At 73.7% G+C, this 21,735-nt stretch carries 7 protein-coding genes and 1 pseudogene; 7 read left to right on the forward strand and 1 reads right to left on the reverse strand.

Annotated features, from left to right (window positions below; genetic code table 11):
- The first annotated feature begins 386 nt into the window (after nt 1-386).
- The 3 genes from AC07AZ_RS28130 (at nt 387) to AC07AZ_RS28140 (ending at nt 15,243) form a co-directional block, all read left to right on the forward strand.
- A complete protein-coding gene (locus AC07AZ_RS28130; RefSeq protein ID WP_478852509.1) occupies nt 387-4,550 on the forward strand; it encodes a non-ribosomal peptide synthetase in 4,164 nt (1,387 codons plus the stop codon).
- Nucleotides 4,547-14,203, forward strand: coding sequence for an amino acid adenylation domain-containing protein (locus AC07AZ_RS28135; protein ID WP_478852511.1), 9,657 nt, complete (start codon nt 4,547-4,549; stop codon nt 14,201-14,203). Before AC07AZ_RS28130 ends, AC07AZ_RS28135 begins: the two co-directional genes overlap by 4 nt.
- A gap of 161 nt (nt 14,204-14,364) precedes the next feature.
- On the forward strand, nt 14,365-15,243 hold the full coding sequence (locus AC07AZ_RS28140) for a TauD/TfdA dioxygenase family protein (RefSeq protein ID WP_478852513.1): 879 nt from the start codon (nt 14,365-14,367) through the stop codon (nt 15,241-15,243).
- A gap of 35 nt (nt 15,244-15,278) precedes the next feature.
- Here AC07AZ_RS28140 and AC07AZ_RS28145 read toward each other — a convergent pair.
- Nucleotides 15,279-15,496 (reverse strand): annotated as a pseudogene (locus AC07AZ_RS28145) (non-reducing end alpha-L-arabinofuranosidase family hydrolase); the annotation flags it as partial.
- A gap of 201 nt (nt 15,497-15,697) precedes the next feature.
- Between AC07AZ_RS28145 and AC07AZ_RS28150 the strand changes: the two are divergent.
- The 4 genes from AC07AZ_RS28150 to AC07AZ_RS28165 all read left to right on the forward strand — a co-directional run bounded on the left by AC07AZ_RS28150 (nt 15,698) and on the right by AC07AZ_RS28165 (nt 21,733).
- Nucleotides 15,698-16,594, forward strand: a complete 897-nt coding sequence (locus tag AC07AZ_RS28150; protein WP_478852515.1) for a PaaX family transcriptional regulator — start codon at nt 15,698-15,700, stop codon at nt 16,592-16,594.
- A gap of 188 nt (nt 16,595-16,782) precedes the next feature.
- Entirely contained in the window at nt 16,783-18,183 is a 1,401-nt protein-coding gene (locus tag AC07AZ_RS28155) for an alpha/beta fold hydrolase (RefSeq protein ID WP_478852517.1), read from the forward strand.
- A 123-nt stretch (nt 18,184-18,306) separates the two neighbouring features.
- The gene (locus AC07AZ_RS28160) at nt 18,307-19,905 is read left to right on the forward strand and encodes an MFS transporter (RefSeq protein ID WP_478852519.1); all 1,599 of its coding nucleotides are present in this window, start codon (nt 18,307-18,309) and stop codon (nt 19,903-19,905) included.
- A gap of 514 nt (nt 19,906-20,419) precedes the next feature.
- Nucleotides 20,420-21,733: a hypothetical protein gene (locus tag AC07AZ_RS28165; protein WP_478852521.1), complete on the forward strand. Its 1,314-nt coding sequence runs from the start codon at nt 20,420-20,422 to the stop codon at nt 21,731-21,733.
- The last annotated feature ends 2 nt before the right edge of the window (nt 21,734-21,735 follow it).

Below are 21,735 nucleotides of genomic sequence, written 5' to 3' on the forward strand. Positions count from 1 at the left end.
GACCACGCCCGTGTGGTGCCGTGAACAGGAAAGCTGGTACCGGGTATGGCGGATGGCGGTGGCCTCGGCAGAGGTCCGTTACGCGGCGGCAACGTTGTCACGTCCTCACGGGGACGTGTGAGACGTACCGGTTCCCGCGCGCTGCCCTCTCCACGGCCGGCGCACCGTCCGGCCACCGGTCCCGTTCTCCACCGCGCACCCGACTGCCCGCCCGACCGCGCCTCCTGACACCGCTCCGCGCAGGAACCTCCGACCGGGGTTTCCCGCCGACCTCCCGTGCGGGCCGGCCCACGCGGTCCGCCTTCGCGACCCGGCTCCGCGCGTGCCGACCCCACAGCGTCCGTGACTCTCGCAACCAGTACCCCTGCAGACGGGAAGAGCCAGCTTTGTCGGTGCAAGACACGCCCCACGATCCGCATGGTCCGTCAGCTCACCAGCCCTCGGCGGCACCCGGCCACCCCGACGCCGGAGCCCACGCCGACGGCCCCGGGCTCGTGCCGGCGTCCTTCGCCCAACAACGGCTCTGGTTCCTCTCCCAGTTGCCGGGTGCGAACGAGGCGTACAACGAACCGCTGGCCTTCACCCTGCGCGGCCCGCTCGACAGCGAGCTGCTCGGCCGGGCACTCGACACCCTGGTCGCCCGCCACGGGGCTCTGCGCACCCGCCTCCTCGCCGTCGACGGCGAGGTCTTCCAGCACGTCGACCCACCGGGCAGCGGATTCCCCCTGCGCACCGAAGACTTGAGCGGACTGCCCGACGCGACCATCCGGCTCGACGCCCTGCGTCTGGCGGAAGCGGCGGACGCGTTCGATCTCGCGCGGGGTCCCCTCTGCCGAGGCCGGCTCGTCACACTCGCCGACGATCACCATGTGCTGCTGATGACGATGCACCACACGATCTTCGACGGCCAGTCCATGAACGTGCTGATGCGTGAACTCGGTCGCCTCTACACCGCGTTGCTGAGCGACGGCGTCGACCCGCTGCCGCCGCTCGCCCTGGACTACGCCGAGCACGCCCGAGCCCAGCGCGAGCGTGTCCTCGGCGGCGAACTCGCCGAGCAGGCCGCGTACTGGCAGGAGCAGCTGCACGACGCACCGCCGCTGTCCGTGCTCCCCGCGGACCGTCCGCGCCCCGCCGAACAGGATCTGCGCGGCGCGCGGGTCGAGTTCACCCTCGACGCCGAGCTCACCGCCGCGCTGCGCGCTCTCGCCCGCCGCCACGGCGGCACCCTGTTCGTCGCCGTGCTGACCGGCTGGACCGTACTGATGTCACGGCTGAGCGGAAGCACCGACCTGGTCGTGGGCACCCCCACGGCGAACCGCCGGCACCGCGACGCGGCCGGGACCATCGGGTTCTTCGTCAACTCACTGCCGTTGCGCGTCGATCTGTCCGGCACCCCTACGGCGGCCACGGCCCTGGAGCGGGTGCGCGCGGTGCTCCGCGCCGCCCTGGACCACCAGGACCTGCCCTTCGAACGCGTCGTGGAACTGGTCAACCCGCCGCGCAGCGTGGCCCACACCCCGCTGTTCCAGACGATGTGCGCCTGGCAGCCCGAGCGGCGGAACCTCACCGACATGCCGGGCATCGACGTCGAACCCCTCGACATCCCCTACGCTCCGGCGAAGTTCGACCTGGCGCTGGTGCTGACCGAGTCGGACGGGCAGGTCGTCGGCCACCTCGACTACGCGCGCGCCCTCTTCGACGAGGACACCGCGCGACGCTTCGTACGGCATCTGCGCCATCTGCTGGCTGACATGGCCGAGCGGCCCGACACGGAGATCGGCGCGCTGGAACTCGTGGACGCCGAGGAGCGCCTGCGGTTACTGGCCGAGGGAGACGCCACGGCAGGAACCGGGGGAGACGCCACCCCGCCGCCCGAGGCGGGCGCCTCTGAAGGACACGGCCCCTCCGCTTCCGCCCGTACGCCCGGACTTCTCGCACGCTTCGACGAGCAGGTCCGACTCCGCGCCACCCAGACCGCGTTGGTGTGCGGGGACGAGCGGTTGGACTACGCCGCCCTGGACCGGCGTGCCAACCGGCTGGCCCAGGCCCTGCGCGCCCGCGGGGTGGGCCGCGGAGAGGTGGTGGGACTGCACGCCGGGCGGGTGACGGACCTCGTCGTGGGTGTGCTCGGCGTACTCAAGTCGGGCGCGGCCTACCTGCCACTCGACCCCGCCCAGCCCCGACGTCGACTCGACGCCATGGTGGCGGACGCCCTCCCCGCCCTCGTCCTGACCGGCCGTCCCGACCGCCCCCGGAGCGCCGCCGTCCCCGATCCCGCTGATCGTGCCGACCGCCCCCGGAGCGCCGCCGCCCCCGACCCCGCTGGCCAGACCGACCGACCGGACCGTCCCGACCCCGACGCCGACGACCACCCCGCCGTATGGCTTCCCCTCACTGAGGTCGAAGCCGAGGCCGGCACCGACACAGCGCCCCAAGTGGACCCGGAGCGCGGTGATCTGGCCTACGTGATCTACACCTCCGGCTCGACCGGACGGCCCAAGGGGGTCGCCGTCACCCACGGCAGTGTCATCAACCTGTTCGACAACTGGCTGACCTGCATGGGCCGGACCCCGGGGGAGGCCACGTCCGCGTGGTCCAGCATCGGGTTCGACGCCTCCGTGCACGAGCTGCTCCTGCCACTGACGACCGGCGCCGAACTGCACCTGGTTCCGGACGAGTTGCGTACGGACCCGGAGGCACTGATGCGCTGGATGCGGGAACACCGCGTCGTCCAGGCGTTCCTGCCCCCGGCCTACGTCCGCTGGATCGACGAGGACCCGGAGAAACGGCTGGTGGGCCTCGCTTTGCGTCACCTGCTGACCGGTGTGGAGTCCCTGCCGGAGAGCGCCCTGTACCGGATGGGGCAGTACCTTCCCGGGCTGCGGGTCTGCTTCGGATACGGCCCGACGGAGGCGACCCTCTACAGCACCGCCTACTACGACCCGCAGCCGCTGGACCGGCCCTGCCCCATCGGACGGCCGCTCGCGGGCACCCGCATGTACCTGCTGGACGAGCGGATGCAGCCCGTACCCGTCGGCGTCGCCGGCGAGGTCTACCTCGGCGGGGCGAGCCTCGCCGCGGGCTACCTCCACCGTCCCGACCTCACCGACGAACGCTTCCTGCCCGACCCCTTCGTCCCCGGCGAGCGCCTTTACCGCACCGGGGACCTGGCCCGGCGTCTGCCCGACGGAAACGCCGTCTACCTGGGACGGGCCGACGACCAGGTGAAACTGCGGGGTTTCCGCATCGAACCGGCCGAGATCGAGGCCGCCCTGCTGGACGTCCCCGGAGTCCGCGAGGCCGCCGTCCTGGCCGACCGGGACGCTCCGGGCGGGCTGCGCCTGGTGGCAGGCGTGGGCCGAGGCGACACCCCCGGCCGTTCCCCGCGCGAGTGGCGCGCCGTGCTGGCCGAGCGCCTGCCGGACTACATGATCCCGGCGCTCGTCGTGGACCTGCCCTCCCTGCCGCTGAGCCGGAGCGGGAAACTCGACCGGGAAGCCCTGCTGCGCCACGCGGACGAGACGGCGCCCACCCAGGTGAACACCGCCAGCCCCCGCGACCACATCGAGCTGACGCTGTACGGGATATGGCGGTCGATCCTGCTGCACGCCGACATCGGCGTCCGCGACAGCTTCTTCGACGTCGGCGGCACCAGCCTGTCGGCCATCAAGATGGCCCACGCCGTACGCGAAGCCCTGGGGGCCACGCTCCCGGTCCGCGACATCATGCTGCACCCGACCATCGAGGACCTCGGCGGCCTGATCCGGCAGGGCAGGTCGGGACCCCCACCGAGCCAGCTGATCGCGTTCCGGCAGGGCGAAGGCGCCGGGCACGTGGTGTGCGTCCACCCGGCGGGCGGTACGGCGTTCTGCTACCTCGCCCTGGCCAAGGCGCTGCCGGAGAGCGTCGGACTGTACGGCGTCCAGTCGCCGGGCGTGAACCCCGGCGAGGACTTCCTGCCCACCGTCGAGGCGATGGCGGAGCACTATCTCCGGCTCGTCGAACCGCTCGGTGCCGGTCCGCTCGTCCTGACCGGTCTGTCGTACGGCGGGCTCGTCGCGCACGAGATGGGCCGCCGCCTGGCGTGGGCGGGCCGCGAGGACGTCAGTGTCGTCCTCCTCGACACCCAGGCCACCGACGACCCGGCCGCCCGGGCGGCCGTCGCCCCGGTGGACCTGGCCGAGTTCAGGGACAAGCTCGTGAAGTTCAACGGCATGTACCCGGGCATCGACGACGAGCAGATCGACCAGTACCACCGGATCTACAACCACAACCGGATGACCGCCCGCGAGCACCTTCCGGCGCCCTCCTCGGCCCGGCTGACCCTGGTCCAGGCCGTCGGCGGCGACGCCGATCCGTCCCTCCTGCCCGAGGTGCGCGACTTCTGGCGGCGCCGCGCCCGGGGCCACTTCCGGGTCGAGCCACTGGACTGCGACCACTGGGAGGTGCTGGAGAGCGCGGGGGTGCCGCGCGTGGCCCGGCAGATCGAGAGTGAACTCGCCGTGCTTACCGCGGCTTCGACCGTCGTGGGAGGGCGGGCGCGATGACAGGGAACACCGCCGGTCCTGCCCGGCCCCGCACACTGGCCGACGCCGTGCTCGCCCAGGCGCTCCGCAGCCCGGCCGCGCCCGCCGTCGTGGACGGCGAACACGTCCTGGACTACGCCGAACTGGACCGCCTGAGCGAGGTCGTCGCCCACGGTCTGCGGGCGCGCGGAGTGCTCGCAGGCCAGGCCGTCGCGGTCCGCCTGCCGCGGTCGTGGCAGCTCGTGTGCGTCATGCTCGGCATCCGCCGCGCCGGGGCGACCGTGGTGCCGCTGGACGCGCAGAGCCCGGCCGGACGCCGCCGCCACATCCTCGACGACTCCGCCGCCGTGGCCCTCGTCCACGACGACCCGGCCGGCAGCCCCGACACCGCCGCGGTCACCCGGGTGAGCGCGGCGGACCTGCTCTCCGCCCCGGCCGGCAGCCCGCACCCGGCGCCGGACGACCCGGCCAGCAGCCCGCACTCAGCGCCGGACGACCCGGCCGACGAGCCGGGCTCGCTCGTCGACGCACCCGCCGCCTTCCTCTTCTACACCTCCGGTACCACCGGCATGCCCAAGGGGGTCGAGGTCGGGGACGCCGGCATCCTGCGCCTTGCGAGTCCGGGGCCGCTCCGCCCGGAGGCGGGCGCGCGCTGCGCGAGCCTGTCCAACCCCGCTTTCGACGCCCTGAGTTACGAGACCTGGGTGCCGTTGCTGACCGGCGGCACCTGTGTCGTGCTCAGCGACGAGCAGACCCAGGACCCGCGTCTGCTGGCCGACACCCTGCACCGTGCCCGCATCGACACTCTGTTCGTCACGGCCGCGCTCTTCAACGCCGTCGTGGACAAGGCGCCCGACTGCTTCGACTCCGTCGGCCAGGTCCTCGTGGGCGGCGAGCAGCTCAACGCCGCCCGCATACGCGGCTGGTACCGCGACAATCCCCGGAGCGCGACCCGGCTCGTCAACGCCTACGGCCCGACCGAGTCCACGACGTTCGCGCTGTGCCACCCGGTGCCGCGCGACTTCGACGCCGACGTCGTGCCCCTGGGCCGACCGCTGCCCGGCACCGGTGCCCTGCTGGTCGCCGAGGGCTCCCGGGCAGCCGAGGCGGGCGAGGTCGCCGAACTCCACCTGTGCGGCGCGGGACTCGCGGCCGGGTACCGCAACCTGCCCGAGGAGACGGAGCGCCGTTTCGTCCGGCTGCCCTGGCACGACGGGGGCCGCGAGCGCTGGTACCGCACCGGTGACCTCGTCCGCAGTGACCCGGACGGTCTCCTCACCTTCGTCGGCCGCGTCGACCGGCAGGTCAAGGTGCGCGGATTCCGGATCGAACCCGGGGAGGCGGAACGCCAGCTGGCCGCCCACCCCGCCGTACGACAGGCCCACGTCTGCACCCGCCGCGACGCCGACGGCGCCCACGAACTCCTCGCCTACCTGGTCCTGGGCTCGGCCCTGACCCTGGAGGAGTACGACCGGCACCTCACCGCGACCCTCCCGCCGTACATGCGGCCGCACCGCACCCACCTCCTGGACGCGCTGCCCCGCAACGCCAACGGCAAGGTCGACGAGTCCGCCCTGCTGAACTCGCCCACGCAGCCGTGGCGCCGCACCCCGACCGGTGGGAGCGCCGAAGTGAGCGATTCCCAGCGGCGGTTGCTGCGGCTCGCCGAAGGCATCCTCGACGTCCGCGACCTGCGGCCCGACGACCGATGGATACCCAACGGCGGCGACTCCCTCAAGGCGCTGCGCCTGCGCTTCGAGATCCGCCGCACCTTCCAGGCCGACGTTCCCCAGTCCCTGGTCCTGAGCGCCGACTTCGCCACCCTCGCCGACGCCGTCACGGCCGCCACCGGCCGGGTCGAGCCGCTGTATCCGCCGCCGCCGCCCGCCCCTACCGGACGGCGCAGCGCTCCGGCCACCTCCGAGCAGCAGCGCCTGTGGCTGCTGCACCGACGCGACCCGCACAGCCGCGCCTACGACGTGCCGCTCGCGTTCCGGCTGGACGGCGCCGTGGACGGGGACGCGTTGCGCGCGGCACTCGACCGGCTCGTGCGACGGCATCCGGCGCTGCGCACCGGCCTCCACGCCACCGCCGACGGGCTGCTCCAGACGATCGCGGAGCCCTACGACCCCTGGGAGCCGGCCGACGTCCGCGACGGGGAGGACTGGCGGGGGGCCGCCGCCCGCTTCTTCGCCCCGGCCTTCGACCTCGCCGGGGGACGCATGCTGCGGGCGGGGCTGCTCGACGCCGGCCCCGGTCGGGTCCTCCTGCTGCACCTGCACCACATCGCCGTCGACGGCTGGTCGCTGAACGTCCTCCTCCGCGAGCTGTCCACCACCTACGCCCGGACGGCCGACGACGCCGGGTTCGCGAGGGACGACGCCGGTGCGACCGCGACCCCAACGGGTGTGACCCAAACGCATGCGACTGCGACCCAAACGCATGCGACTGCGACCCCAACGGGTGCGACCGCAACCCCAACGGGTGTGGTCATCACCGCAATTGCTTCGGCATCTACCCCGACCGATCCCGCCGCCACTCCGACCGATCCCGCCGTCACTCCGACCGATCCCGCCGCCATCCCAACGGATCCGGCCGTCTCCCCGGCCGACTACGCCCTGTGGCAGCAGCAGTGGCACAGCAGTCCGGCCTACCGTGACCAGCGCGCCGCACTCCGACGCCACTACGCACAACTCGACACACCTGACAGGCTGTTCCCCTCGCCGACCGGGGCGGAACGTGGCCGGGGGCGGCTGCGCGTCACCGTGCTCGACGCGGCCCAGCGCCTGCGTCTGGACCGTCTGGGCGCCGAGCTGGGGCTCACCCGCTTCCAGCTGCTGCTCGCGGTGTTCTCCTGGAGCCTGTACGGAGTGACCGGTGCGACCCGCCCGCTCATCGCCGCGCCGGTCGCCGGCCGCCCCGTGGCGGAGATCGAGGACAGCGTCGGTATGTTCGCCAACACGGTGCTGCTGCCGGCGGACCTGGTCCCGGAGGAGGGGCTGCGCGCCCAACTGCTGCGCCAGAGCGCGGCGGTCGGCGAAATCCTCACCCTCCAGGACGTGGCCCTGTCCGACGTGCTGGCCGATCACCCCTTCGGCGTGGACGGCCCGCCCTTCGACGCGATGTTCGTCCTGGAGAACACCGAGTTCGACCTGCTGACGCTGCCCGGCTGCCGGGTCCGCCCGCTGTGGCCTGAACCGGCGGAGGCCAAGTGCGCGCTCACCCTGTCCGTCGTCGACGGTGACGGCGGATCCGACTGCCTGTGGGAGTACGCCGAGGACCGGATCGACGCCGAACGCGTCACGGCGGCGGCCGAGTTGTTCCGGCGCGGTGTGGACCTGCTCACCGACGGGGCGGGCACAGGGACCCTGGCGGACCTTGTCGGCCCGTACCGGGACGGCCTGCCGGACCACGGACGCGGACCCGAGCTGACGGCCGCGTTCACGACGGTCGCCGAAGGCTTCGACCGCCAGGTCCGCCGTACGCCGGACGCTCCCGCCGTCACCGGGGGAGACCGCACCTTCTCCTATGCCCAACTCGACGCGCAGGCAGCTGGCTTGGCCGAGCGACTGCGGACCCGGCACCCGCTGCCGGCCGACCCCGCGACGCCGGCCCGCGTCGCCCTGTATCTGACCCCCTCACCCGAGCACATCGTGGCGCTGCTCGCGGCCGCCCGCCTGAACATCACCGTCGTCCCCCTCGACCCCGCCTACCCGGCGGACCTCCTGCGCCGGATCCTGCGCCAGGTCGACCCCCTCTGCGTCCTGGTGGCACCGGGCGGGGACCACGACGTCGACGCGATCGCCCCGCCCGCACTGCCCCGGCACACGGTCGACCTGTCCGAGGCGCCACCCCCCGCCCCACAGCCGGCACCGGCCCGGCACGACGGTCTGCGCCCGCTGTACACGCTGTTCACCTCCGGCTCCACGGGCACACCCAAGGGTGTCGACGTCCCCGACCGCACCCTGTGCAACCTGGTGCACTGGCAGAGCGAGGCAGGCGGACTGGGCGGCGCCGCGACCACCCAGCAGTTCTCGATGCTCTCCTTCGACGTGTCCTTCCAGGAGATCTTCACGACGCTGTGCACGGGCGGCCATCTGCACCTGGTGCGTCCCGAGTGGCGTCAGGACCTGCCCGCACTGCTGCACCAGCTGGAGTCCACCGGCGCCGAACGGCTCTTTTTGCCGTACGTCGCCCTGCAACTGCTCGCCGAACACGGCGTCCACCTCGGGGTGTTCCCCTCCCGGCTGCGCGAGGTGATCACCGCGGGGGAGCAGCTGGTCTGCACGGACGCCGTCCGCCGCTGGTTCTCCGGCCTGCCGGCGGCCCGGCTGTTCAACCACTACGGGCCGACCGAGACCCACGTCGTCAGCAGCCTGTGCCTGGAGGGCGATCCCGCGCTGTGGCCGGTGCGTCCCGCCATCGGCCGGCCGGTCGCCAACGCCGTGCTGCGGGTGGTCGACGCCGGCGGTGCCCCCCTCCCGCCGGGTGCCACCGGAGACCTCCTCATCGGCGGTCCCATGGCCGCCCCCTGCTATCCCGGCCAACCGGACCTCAACCGCGAGCGGTTCACCGACCTGCCCGGCCTCGGCACCTTCTACCGCAGCGGCGACCACGCCCACTTCGACGCCGACGGCCTGCTCCACTACGACGGCCGTGGTGACGGGCAGATCAAACTCAGCGGACACCGTTTGGAGTTGGGGCAGGTAGAGGCAGCCCTGCTGCGGCACCCGCGGATCATGGCCGCCGTGGTGGTGCAGGACGGCGACGGACTGGTGGCCGTCCTGCAGATCCGCGGCGACGACCCGGACCCCGGGGAACTCGACCGGCACCTCGCCGAACTGCTGCCGCCGCACGTACGGATCCGCGGCTACCGCCGGGCGGACGCCCTGCCGCGCACCCCCAGCGGCAAGCTCGACCGCCGCGCCGCCCCGAGCGGGCGCGAACTGCGGGCCACGGCCGCGGCGTCATCCCGCGCCGCATCGGAGCGGGAGGCCCGTCTGTGCGACCTGTTCGAGACGGTCACCGGCCACCCCGTGGCGCCCGACCAGCGCTTCTTCGACGCCGGGGCGAGCAGCCTCGACCTGATGCGTTTCCACCTGCGCTGCCGCGCCGAACTCGGTCTCGCCTTCACGGTGGCCGACCTGTTCGAGCACGTCACCGTCCGCCGGCTCACCCGCTTCCTCGACGGACCGGACCCGGCGCCCGCCGACACCGGGGACCCCGGCGAGCGGGAGGACACGCCGGATGACGCCGTCGCCGTCGTCGGCATGGCCGTACGGGTGCCCGGAGCCCGCGACCTGGCCGCCTTCTGGCACCTGGTGGAAACGGGCGCACGGGGCATCGAGCACTTTCCCGCTGCGGACGGACTCGTCGGGGCCCGCAGCCAGATGGACGGCCTGCTCGCCTTCGACCCGGACCGCTTCGGCATCAGCCGCCAGGAGGCGCGGCTGATGGACCCCCAGCAGCGGCACCTGCTGATGAGCTGTGTCGAGGCGCTGGCCCACGCGGGCATCGCCGACCCGGCCGCCCACCGCGTCGGCCTGATCGCCGGCTGCGGCGAGAACACCTACTACCGGTCGATGCTGCGCGAGGCCGATCCCGCCGACCTGCCTGACGGTTTCCGGATGGCGCTGCATCACGAGAAGGACTTCCTCGCCACCAGGACCGCCTACCATCTGGGCCTGACCGGACCGGCGTTCACCGTGCAGGCGGCCTGCTCCAGCTCCCTGGTGGGTGTGCATGTCGCGGCCGGACTGCTGCGGCAGGGCGACGCCGACGTCATGCTCGCCGGGGGAGTCCTCGTCGACACGCAACTCACCGACGGATACGCGTACCGCCCGCAGCACATCTTCTCCCCGGACGGCCACTGCAGGCCCTTCAGCGACGACGCGGCCGGCACGGTCGGCGCGAGCGGAGTCGGCGTCGTCGTCCTCAAGTCCCTGCGGCGGGCCCGGCTCGACGGCGACACCGTCTACGCGGTCATCACCGGCTCGGCCCTGAACAACGACGGCGCCGACAAGCTCGGTTACAGCGCACCCTCCGTCGCCGGACAGCGGGAGGTCATCCGCACCGCCCTGCGGCGCAGCGGCCGCGACGCCGCCGACATCGCCTACGTCGAGGCGCACGGCACCGGCACCCGCCTCGGCGACCCCGTCGAAGTCGGCGCCCTGCGCCAGGCGTTCGGCCGGACCGGCTCCGCTTCCTGCGCCCTGTCCTCCGTCAAGAGCCAGATCGGACACCTGGGCGCCGCGGCGGGCGTCGTCGGGCTCGTTCGCGCCACGCTGGCGGTCCACCACGGGGTGATCCCGCCGAACGTCGACTTCCGCCGCGTCAACCCGGAGATCGGCGACGACCTGAGCCCCTTCCACATCCCGGTCACCGCACAGCCGTGGCCCGCCGACCGGCCCCGCGTCGCCGCGGTCAGCAGCTTCGGAATCGGCGGTACCAACGCCCACCTCGTCCTGGAACACCCCGGGGGCACCGACCCCGCGCCGGTCACCGTGGACCAACCCTGGCTGGTCCTGTCGAGCGCCAGCGAGACCGCCCTGCGCGCGGACGCCGGGCGCGTCGCCGACCATCTCGCGGCCCGACCGGAGACGTACGCCCAGGTCCTGCGCCACCTCCGGGCGGGCCGGCCCGCGCTGCGCCACCGGGCGGCGGCGCTCTGCCCCGACGCCGACAGCGCGGTGGCCTGGCTGCGAAGGCTGAGCGGCACCCCGGTGCCCCCGCCGGGCCCCGGCCGGCACGCACAGGGCCCGCTCTCCGGGCAGGAGCCGGCGCGTCCCTGGGAGGCGGGAGACACCGTGGACCCGTCCCCGGCCCCCGCACCGGCTCCCTGGGACTTCCCCCCGCCCGCCTTCGACCTCACCGACCACGACTTCCCCCGCGCCCCGGTCGCGAGCGGCAGGGCCGCCACGACCGGACCCGGGGACGCGATCGCCCCCGCCCGGCGGGAGACCCCGCCGTCCAGGGCGCCCGTCGAACGGTGGCTGCACCAGACGGAGTGGGCGCGCACCCGCCGGGCCGTCCCCGCCACCGGAGCCCGGTCCACGCGCCTGGTGGTCGTCGTCTCCGACGCCGCCGTCCCACCGGCCAGGTGGAGTCGGCTCGCCCAGCGGTACGCCCGTGTCGTGCACGTCACCGCGGGCCCCGCCTACGCCCGGCTCGCGCCGGACCGCTACGAGGTCGACCCCGCCGATCCCGCCTCGCTGACGCGGCTCCTGCAAGCCGTGCAGGACGGCGTCGAGGACGGGTGGGAGTGGCTGCACGCCCTGCCTCTCGCCGTCACCGGCAGGGTCGGCGAACCGTCCCTCGAACAGGCCCGCCGGGCGTGCCTGGACACCCCGGCCGCACTGTGCGGGGCACTGGCCGACCTCCCGGAGGAGCGCAGGCCGCGCGTGTGGTGGCTCTCCCACGGCGCCCAACCGGTGACCGGGCGGGTACGCCGACCTGAACTGGGCCTGCTCGCCGGCGCGGTGGAGGTACCCCGCCAGGAACTCGCCCTCGACACGCGCTGGCTCGACCTGCCCACCCCTGAACCGGCCGACTGGGCACACCTGTTGCCCCACGTCCTCGACGACATGAGTGAGGGCGCCGAACGGCGGCCGCGCCTCGCCCTGCGTCAGGGCTACTGGTGGCGCCCCGCCGTCCGTCCGGTGCCCCGCCCGCACCCGCAGGCTCCCCCCACGCTCACCGGCGCGACCGGCACCCACCTGGTCCTCGGCGGCACCGGAGGCATCGGGACCTCCCTGGCGGCCTGGCTCCTGGAGCGCACCGACGGCCGTGTCGTCCTGCTCGCCCGCCGTCCGGCACTGCCGTCAGCCCTGGAGCGCTGGTCCGCCCGCATCACCGTCGTCCAGGCCGACCTGGCCGAGGACGCCCTCGACGCCGTACGGGACCGGCTGGCACCGCACCTCGGGCGGCTGGACGGTGTGGTCCACGCCGTGGGCACCGCGGCCGGGGGACTGCTCGCCCGCCGGGACGGCGAGCTGCTGCTCCACGCCACGCAGGCCAAACTGCGCGCCGCCCTCCTGACCGAGCGGCTGATCGCCGAACACCGTCCCCGCTATGCCGCCTACTGCTCGTCGCTGTCGTCCCTGTTCGGCGGGGTCGGCCAGTTCGACTACGCGGCCGCGGCCGGCGTCCTGGACGCGTTCGCCCAGCACGGGCCCGACGACCCCTCGGGCACGGTACGACTGGGGATCGGCTGGGACGTGTGGCGCGACACCGGAATGGCCCGCGACTCCCTTCGTGCCGACCCCCGCCACCAGGCGCACCTGCGGGTGGGACTCTCGACCGCCGAAGCCCTGGAGGTGTTCGCGGACGCCGTCGAACTCCAGCTCCCGCACCTGCTGGTGTCCACCACCCTGCCCGAAGAGGCCCGCTTCTTCTACGAGCCTGCCTCACCGGCCGCATCCGCTTCCCCAGCGGCCGGTTCCGCGGTCGTAGCCGCGTCGGGCGAGGCCGCCGCCGGCGACGGGAGGGAGAATCCTGAGGAAGTGACGGACATCGTACGGCGGTTGCTGGGCGTCGACACCCTCGACCCGGACGCCTCCCTGTACGACCTCGGCGCCGACTCCCTCACCCTGCTGGACCTCCTGTCGGAGGTGAAGCGCCGCCACGGCGTCGACATCGACCTCTCCCGCCTCGGCCACCGCGTGAGCCTCAACGAGATTCTCGCCCACCTCGCTCACTCCGTACGCCCCCAGGCGGACGGCGGGCACGGTGGCGGCGGCACGGTGAGTGTCGAGGTGTGGCAGCCGGGCGGGGGCCACGACGTGCTGTGCCTCGTCCATCCGGTCGGTGGCGACATCCAGGCGTACCGGCCGCTGGTGTCGGCGCTCGACCCCCGGACCACGGTCTGCCTGATCCCCGACCCCGCCCTGCGCGACCCCGGACTGCCGGCCCGGTCGGTCGGAGACCGGGCCGCCCGGTACCTCGCCGCCGTGCGAGCCCGCTTCCCCGGACCCGGCACGCGGTTCCGGTTCGCCGGCTGGTCGTTCGGCGCCTGGATCGCGCTGTCCATGGCCGCCGAGGCGGAAGCGGCCGGCCGGGCCGCCGAGGCGCTGTACCTCCTCGACCCGCCCGCTCCCGGCGCCGGCGGACTCCTGAACAGCTACGACGACCACGACATCCGGACGGTCTTCGCCCACGAACTGCGCGGCAACGACACCCTCAGCTCCGGCGACGCCGACGGCGCCGAGCGGCGGGGCGGGGTCACGCCACTCTCCGCCGCCCGCGATTCCCGTGAGGACGCCGCACTCACCGAGTTCGCCGACCCGGCAGAGGTCTACGCCGAGCGCCTCGCCCGCTGCTGCCGGACGAACCTGGCCGCGATGGCCGCGCACACCCCGCCCCGGCTGCTCCGGACGTCCACCACCGTGTGGCTGGCCGACCGGCCGGTGACCGACCTGCCGGCGCCGCCCCCGCAGCGGCACGCGGCGGGGGAGTGGCGCGCACTCCTGCCCGACGCCTCGACCGTCCACCACGTCGACGCCACGCACTACGAGATCGTCACCGGCCGACACGCCGAGCGCATCGCCGAGCTGATCAACGCGGGGGCGCCGCCGTCCACCGCGGCGAACGGCTCCCACCATCGGCCCGATGACATCGCGTCCCGTACCGTCCGCCCGCCGTCGCGGCCCGCCGACCTGCCGGCCCGCGGCCTGTGACCGGGGCCGTGACCTCCCTGCCGTGACCGAGGTGCCGTACCCCCGCACCTCCGTACCCCCGTGCTCACGGGCGGCGGCCGCACCCTCGCCGCCCCCTGAACGATCGTCCCCCCGAACGATCGCGCCCCCGAACGATCACCTCCCCCGAACAGGAGAACATGATGGAGCAGTTCGCACTGGACGCCGTCGAGCGCATCACCACCCGCCCCGCCGAGACCTACGACAGCTTCACCGTCGACCCCCTGACCCCGCTGCTCGGCGCCGAGATCGCCGGGCTCGACCTGTCGCGGGAGCTGTCCCCCCAGCAGGAGAAGGAGATCAAGCAGGCGTTCCTCACCCATCACGTGCTCGTCTTCCGCGACCAGCACCTCACCCCCGACGACCACAAGCGGTTCGCCGGTCTCTTCGGGCCGCTGCACCCGGTGGCGCTGCCCGCCGAGGACGCCGACCCGTACATCCTGGAGATCAGCGCCGACAAGAACTCCCGTGAGGTCGCCGGCAACGGCTGGCACGCAGACGGCACCGCAGACGCCGAGCCCTCGCTGGGCTCGATGCTGCACCTCACCCGTGTCCCGGAGGTCGGCAGCGGTGGCGACACCCTGTTCGCCAACATGCACCTCGCCTTCGACATGCTCTCGCCCGCGCTCAAGACGTTCCTGCGGGGGCTGACCGCCGTCCACGACGGAGCCCGTCCCTGGCTGGCGCAGGGCCAGCTGCCGCCGGCCGAGTACGACGTGCCGCGCAGCGAACACCCGGTCGTGGCCCGCCACCCCGAAACCGGTCGTGAACTCCTCTTCGTCAACGGCCCCTACACCTCGCACATCCCGCAGCTGTCCGCGTCCGAGAGCGCGGCGCTGCTCACCATGCTGTACGAGCACATCGCCCGCACCCCGCTGCTGCACTGCCGGGTCCGCTGGCAGCCGGAGACGCTGGTGTTCTGGGACAACCGCTGCGTCCAGCACCACGCGGTCTGGGACTACTACCCCCACGCCCGTCACGGACGGCGCGTCGCGATCGACGGAACCCGCCCGCAGGCGTGAGCCGGGCCTGCCCCGGCCCGGGGCGGGCCCGGCGGTCAGCAGGTCGAGCCGGTCTGGGTGAGCAGGCCGAGACGCCAGGGCGGACTGTCGGAGTCACCGCTCGCGCCGGGGCCGAGGCGCTGGTACAGGTACCGGAGGGGAGACCGCGTGCCGGGATGGTCAGTGTCTGGTCGTAGCCCGCGCGGATCATCTCGCCGTGACTGATGTCCCTGGTCCGGGATCCGGCCGGGAAGGTCACGCCGCCGAAACGCGGCGCCGGATGAGTCTGATCAAGGGGTTCACGGTCCGCGTCAGTCCGTCCCGCACCATTCGGAGGCCGGAGAGACCCTTCCGTGCCGTCGCCGCAGCCCCCGCCGGGTGGGCGTGAGCGACCCGGGCGGCCGTCCCGCCGCGGGCTTCCGCGTCGTACCGTAAGCCCGTGCCCACTGACACCGCCCCGCGCCCGCAGTCGTTGATGCTCACCTTCCTCGGAGACCAGGTGCTGGGCCGGGGTGTCTGCGTCTACTCGGGCAGTGTCATCGAGGTCTTCTCGCGTGCGGGGGTCGGTGAGCAGGCGACCCGCTCGACGCTCACCCGCATGGTCAACCGCGGCCTGTTGCGGCGCCAACGGGAGGGCCGGCGTATGTACTTCGGGCTCACCGAGCGCTCCGAGGCGATCCTGCGGGACGGCGAACGGCGCATGTGGAAGACCGGCGCGGTCAATCGCGACTGGGACGGCACCTGGTCCCTGCTCGGCTTCTCCCTGCCCGAATCCTGGCAGCGGCAGCGGCACGACCTGCGCTCCCAACTGACCTGGGCCGGATTCGGCCCCCTGTTCAGCGGCCTGTGGGTGGCCCCGGGTGACGTCGACGTCTCCGGGATCGTCGCCGAACTGGGGCTGGCCGCGCACGTCAAGGTGTTCCGTGCGCGGGCGGACACCGGGATGGACATCGCGGAGATGATCCACGACACCTGGGACCTCGCCGAACTGGCCGAACGCTACCGGGAGTTCGACGCCCGCTGGCGACCACTGGCAGCGGGCGGCCGCACGGGCGGTGAGCCCGGCGTGGTCACCGACGGGAAGACCGGCGGAGAGTCCGGTGTGGTCACCGACCGGAAGACCGGCGGTGAGCCCGGTGTGGACAACAGCGGGAACACCGGGGGGGAGGACCCGCTGGCGCTGCGGCTGCGGCTGGCGACCGAATGGCTCCGCGTCATCCGCAGCGATCCGCGCCTGCCGGTCCAGCATCTCCCGGGCGACTGGCCCGCCGGCGTGGCGGAGGAGACGTTCCGCGCACTCCATGCTCGCCTGGACGCGCCGGCGAGGGATGTGGCGCGACGCGTGATCGAGACGGCTCCGGCCGCCCTGTAGTCCGGCCGCCCGGCCGCCCTGTGGACCGGCCGCCCATCTTCGCGTGCTCACCGGCGGGCATCGCCACCAGCTGATGTTGTGCACTCCATTGACGGCGGTGAGAAAACAGCCTTACATTCCCTGACGTTCAGTGCACTGAGCATCCAGGTCCAGCAGCGCTCCCCACCCCCCAGACTGGAGCCCGACCCATGCCCACCCGCCTCCGCCGCACGACCCCGGCCCGCCCCACGCGCCGCCGGTCCCGCGCCCTCGCCACCCTCGCCGCGGCCGTCGTCCTCGCGCTGACCACACCCGCGGCCGGGCACGCCGACTCCGCCGCGCCCGCCGCCCAGCGGCTGACCGGCACCCTCGCCGACGGCGGCACCTGGATCGCCGACGTCCCGGCGGACTGGAACGGCACGCTCCTGCTGTTCAGCCATGGCTTCGGCCCGACCGTCGCCCAGAACGCCCCGTCGGCCGGCGCCCGCACCGCGCTCCTCGCCGAGGGCTACGCCCTGGCCGGCTCCTCCTACGATCCGAACGGCTCCATGTGGGCCCTGAACAGCGCCGAACGCGACCAGCTCGCCACCCTCGCCGCCGTCACCGCGAAGATCGGCGAGCCGACCCGCACGCTCGCCGTCGGCCAGTCCATGGGCGGACTCGTCAACGCCCAGCTGGCCCGCGACGGCGCCGGGCGCATCGACGGCGCCCTCGGTCTGTGCGGTCTGGTCGCCGGCGCCACCGACCTCGACAACTACCAGCTCGACGCCGAGTACACCCTCGCCCGCCTGCTCCTGCCGGGACAGGACATCGGCCTGGTGCGCTTCGGTTCCGCCGCCGACGCGGCCACCACCGCGCAACGCCTGACCGCCGCCGTCGCCGCGGCCCAGGCGACCCCGGCCGGCCGCGCCCGGGTCGCGCTGGCCGCCGCCTTCCTCAACCTGCCCGCCTGGGCCCCCGGCCAGGACCGGCCCGCTCCGGACGACTGGCAGGGCCAGGAGGAACAGCAGTACGCGTGGTTCGCGCAGGGCATCCTGTCGTTCGTCGAGGGCGGCCGGTACGCGGTCGAGCAGTCCGCCGGCGGCAACACCTCATGGAACCGGGGTGTCGACTACGGCGCACTCCTCAGCGGCTCCGTGCACGCCCCGCAGGTCCGCGCGCTGTACCGGGCGGCCGGGCTGGACCTGCGTGCCGAGCTGCGCACGCTCACCGCCGGCGCCGCGATCACGGCGGACCCCGCCGCGGTCCGTACGGCCGCGCGCACCTCCTCCGCCGGTCAGGGCCTCGCCGTACCCCTGCTGGACGTGCACACCGTCGCCGACAACCTCGTGCCGGTCGAACAGGAGAACCGGTTCGCCGACCGGGTGCGCGTGTCCGGCGACGGGCCGCTGCTGCGCCAGGCGTACGTCGAGCGGCAGGGGCACTGCGCCTTCACCACCGCCGAGACCGTCGCCGCCGTACACGCCGTCGAACACCGCGTCGTCACCGGCCACTGGGACGCCGCCGCCACACCCGCGGCCCTGCAGAAGGCAGCCCTCGCGCTCGGCCTCGACGGGTCGGCGTACATCCCCTACCGACCCGCCGAACTGACGGTCGGGCGCGGCCGGTAGCCGTACGGCACCCCGCGCTGAACCAGCCGTCTGCCTCCCCCGGCTCACCCCGTCCACCGCCATCCGTCCGCCTCCACCCGGCTGTTCGAACTCACCCCACTCCCCGCGACGTTGGGACCGCTCATGTCCGAAACCACCCCGGCTCACTCACCGGACGCGCACGCGCCGATCGCCCGTCTCCCACTCGGCACGCTCATAGCGGGCTGCCTCGCCGTCTGTCTCGCACAGATCGGCCTCGCCATGCCGGCCACCCTCAACGGGCTGTTCCAGGAACACCTTCACCCCGTCGGCTCCCAACTGACCTGGATCTCGGACGCCTTCCTCCTGCCGGTCGCCGTCCTGGAGCTGTCCTTCGGCGTGCTCGGCGACCTCTTCGGCCGCAAGCGGCTCCTCGTCGGCGGCGCGGGACTGCTGTGCGCGGGCGAGATCGTCGCCGCCGGCAGCTCCGGCGTCCACCAGCTGTGGGTGGGACAGGCACTGGCCGGCCTCGGCGCCGCCGCGCTGTTCCCGACCTCCCTCGCCATGATCGCGGCCGGTACCCCCTCCGGCGCCCCGCGGGCCCGCGCCATCGCCGTGTGGGCCTCCAGCCTGTCGGCGGGCGGTTTCCTCGCCCCGCTGCTCGGCGGCATCACGGGGACCTACGGCTCGTGGCGTTCCGCATTCGTCGTGGTCGCCGTCCTCGCCGCCGCCAGCGCGCTGGTGAGTCTGCTGCTCGCCACCGACTCCCGCGCGCCGGAGGGGCGTTCCCTCGACATCGGCGGTCAGATCACCATCGGCGTCGGCCTGTTCGCGCTGTTGTACGCCGTCATCCAGGGGCCGACGGACGGTTGGGGGTCGGCCTCCGTGGTCGTGGCGTTCGTGATCGCGGCCGTGTTCGTGGGGCTGTTCGTCGCGGCCGAGAGCCGGGCCCGCTCGCCCCTGCTGCGGCTGGACCTGTTCCGCAACAGGTCCTTCGCGATCGCCTCGATCGTCGCCGTCGTCGGCATGTTCAGTTTCCTCGGAACGGCGTACGCGGCCAGCATCCGGCTCGGCCCGATCCAGCACCAGAGTCCTCTGCGCACCGCGTTCGCGTTCCTGCTGCTCAGCGGAATCACCCCGTTCCTCACCCCGCTGACCTCGCGCCTGCTGCACCGACTGCACGCGCGCGTGCTCCTCACCACCGGGCTCGGGCTGATCGCGGCGGGCGACTTCCTCGCCGCCACGCTCGCCGTCGACGACCAGGCGCTGACCTCGCTGATCGTGCCGCTCGGACTGGTCGGCGTGGGCTTCGCGTTCACGGTGTCGTCGATCACCGCGACCGCCGTCAACGCGGTGCCGGTGCACTTCGCGGGCATGGCCAGCGCGTCCACCAACCTGCTGCGCGACTTCGGGTTCACGCTCGGTCCCGCGGTCATCGGCGCGGTCGCGCTGAGCCAGGCCGCGTCCCAGGTGACCGCCTCCCTCGCGACGTCCTCGCTGGGCGCGGAGTCGAAGGGCGCGGCACACGAGGTGCTCGCGGAGGGCGGCCCGCTGGCCCTGAACTCGGTACCGGTCGACTCGCCCCCCGGCGCCGCCCGTTCCCTCGCACTGGACGCGCTCGGCCACGGCTACTCGATCGGTTTCGTGGTGTGCGGTTGCGCCGCCCTGTTCTCGGCCCTGCTGGTGCTGGTCGCCCTGCGCGGCCGCACGGCCGAGGAACCCGCACCGGAGAAGGAGACGGAGGCCCTACCGGTCACGGGGTGAGCGCCGTGGGACAGCGACGAGTCGTCGCACGCATACAGGCACGCCACGACGACCTGGACGCCGCGTCGTCACCAGCTCGCCAGTAGCCCTCGGTCCGCGTGCTTCAGCCGGTGGCAGCGGCCGTCCGGAGCACGCGGACAACTCCTGTAGCCCTCATGGGCGGGGGTGTGCCGGTTCGACCGGGCGGAGACGCGTTCGCGTCCGAGGCCGCGACCGGCTCTGGCGCCCAACACCCGCCGCCGACGGACGCCTTGTCGCCAGACACCCCCGTGGAAGACATGCCGCGCGATCGAGGACCGTCCGCACTGTCAGTGGCTCGTCCTAGGCTCCCGGGCATGGCCCGATCCTGGACGCGACTGCGCATGAGCCCCGAGGGGTGTCCCGGCCGAGTTCTCCTCGACTCGGCCGACAAGCCCGCCACGACCTGCCTGACGGTGAATTGCACCCGGCCGCGGGGCAGACGGCGGATCCCGCCCACCATGACGCCGCCGGAACGGCTGACGGGACGGGGAGCATGATCGTGCGCAGACCGGTCGAGGGTGAAGTGCACGTGCACTACGGCCAGATCCACGTCGAGAGCGATCCGGACACGTCCGGCCCCGACCTCACGGACTCCTTCGCGGGGCAGACCGCCGGACTGTGCGGGGCGGCGATCCCCGGCGCCCTGTGGCTGTCCACCGGACTGCACACGGGCAGCGTCGGATTCACCGTCGAAGTCCACGACATGCCACCGCCGTTGGACGCGGAGTGGGAGGACGTCGTGGAGGTGTCCTTCCGCCCTGTCTCGGCGCACACCACGCTGACGCAATGGGCCGGCGAAGCCCGCTGGGACCTGGGCCTGGAGGAGATCGACTACCGGGTGCGCTACTGCGCGCAGGGCATGGACCGGGCCCACGGGCAGGACACCCGGCTGGACGACGAACCCGAACTGGACCGCTATCTGCTGCAGTTCTGGCCCGCCCCGCCCGCCCCGGACGGTGTCCTCCGCCAGACCGCGGCGATCGCCGCCTACTGGCACGACTTCGCCCGCCGGCAGCCACCCGCTCCCACACCCGCCGAACGTGCCGAAGCCGAGCGCCTGGCCCGCCTGGCGGAGGAACAGACCGATAGGGAACGGCTGCTCGCCCACGAGCGGGCGGAGTGGGGCGGTCAGCTGCCCAGCCGGGCGCTGCGCGAAGTCCGCGGCAACGTCCGTGGTCTGCTCGGCTTCGACCCGGACCTGGTCCACGCCCTCGACGCCGCCGGCCCCGACACACAGCGCCAGGTGGCTCTGCTGGCGGCCCGGCGTGCCTGCGAGACGGCCGGTCTCACCGCACTCGCCTGGATCGCCGCCGGGCTCGGCGCCCTAGCCGACGGCCGTCCGCTGCCGCCGCCCTTCGACGACCGGACCCGGCTGTGGCAGACCCTCGCGTCCGACCCGGGTCTCCCGGACCGGACCGTCGGTCGCGCCGTCCCACCGGAGCGGCCCGCCGTCCGTCAGCCCGCGGCCCCGGGCGGACAGGAACAGGAAACGATGGCCAAGCCCGGCCGCGCGCTCGGGATCGTGGGTCCGGCGGCCGCCGCCGCGCAACCGCCGAGCCCGCCCGCACCGGCGGCATCGCAGCCCGCCGGCGCGCCCAGGTACACCCTTCGGGTCGCCCTGGGCGCGCCGGACCCCTCCCTGCGGATGTCGCAGCCGCACATGGCGCTGCCCGCGCTGACCGGCGCCGCGGAGAGCGACCCGCTCCAGGCGGCGCTGGACGCGGTGTTCGCGGCGGTGTCCACGTACGGCGAGGACTACCCCTCCCTTCTGGACGAGGTCTGGGCCATGTGCCGGCGAGGCGCGTGAGG

The organism is Streptomyces sp. NPDC043878, from assembly GCF_056435735.1.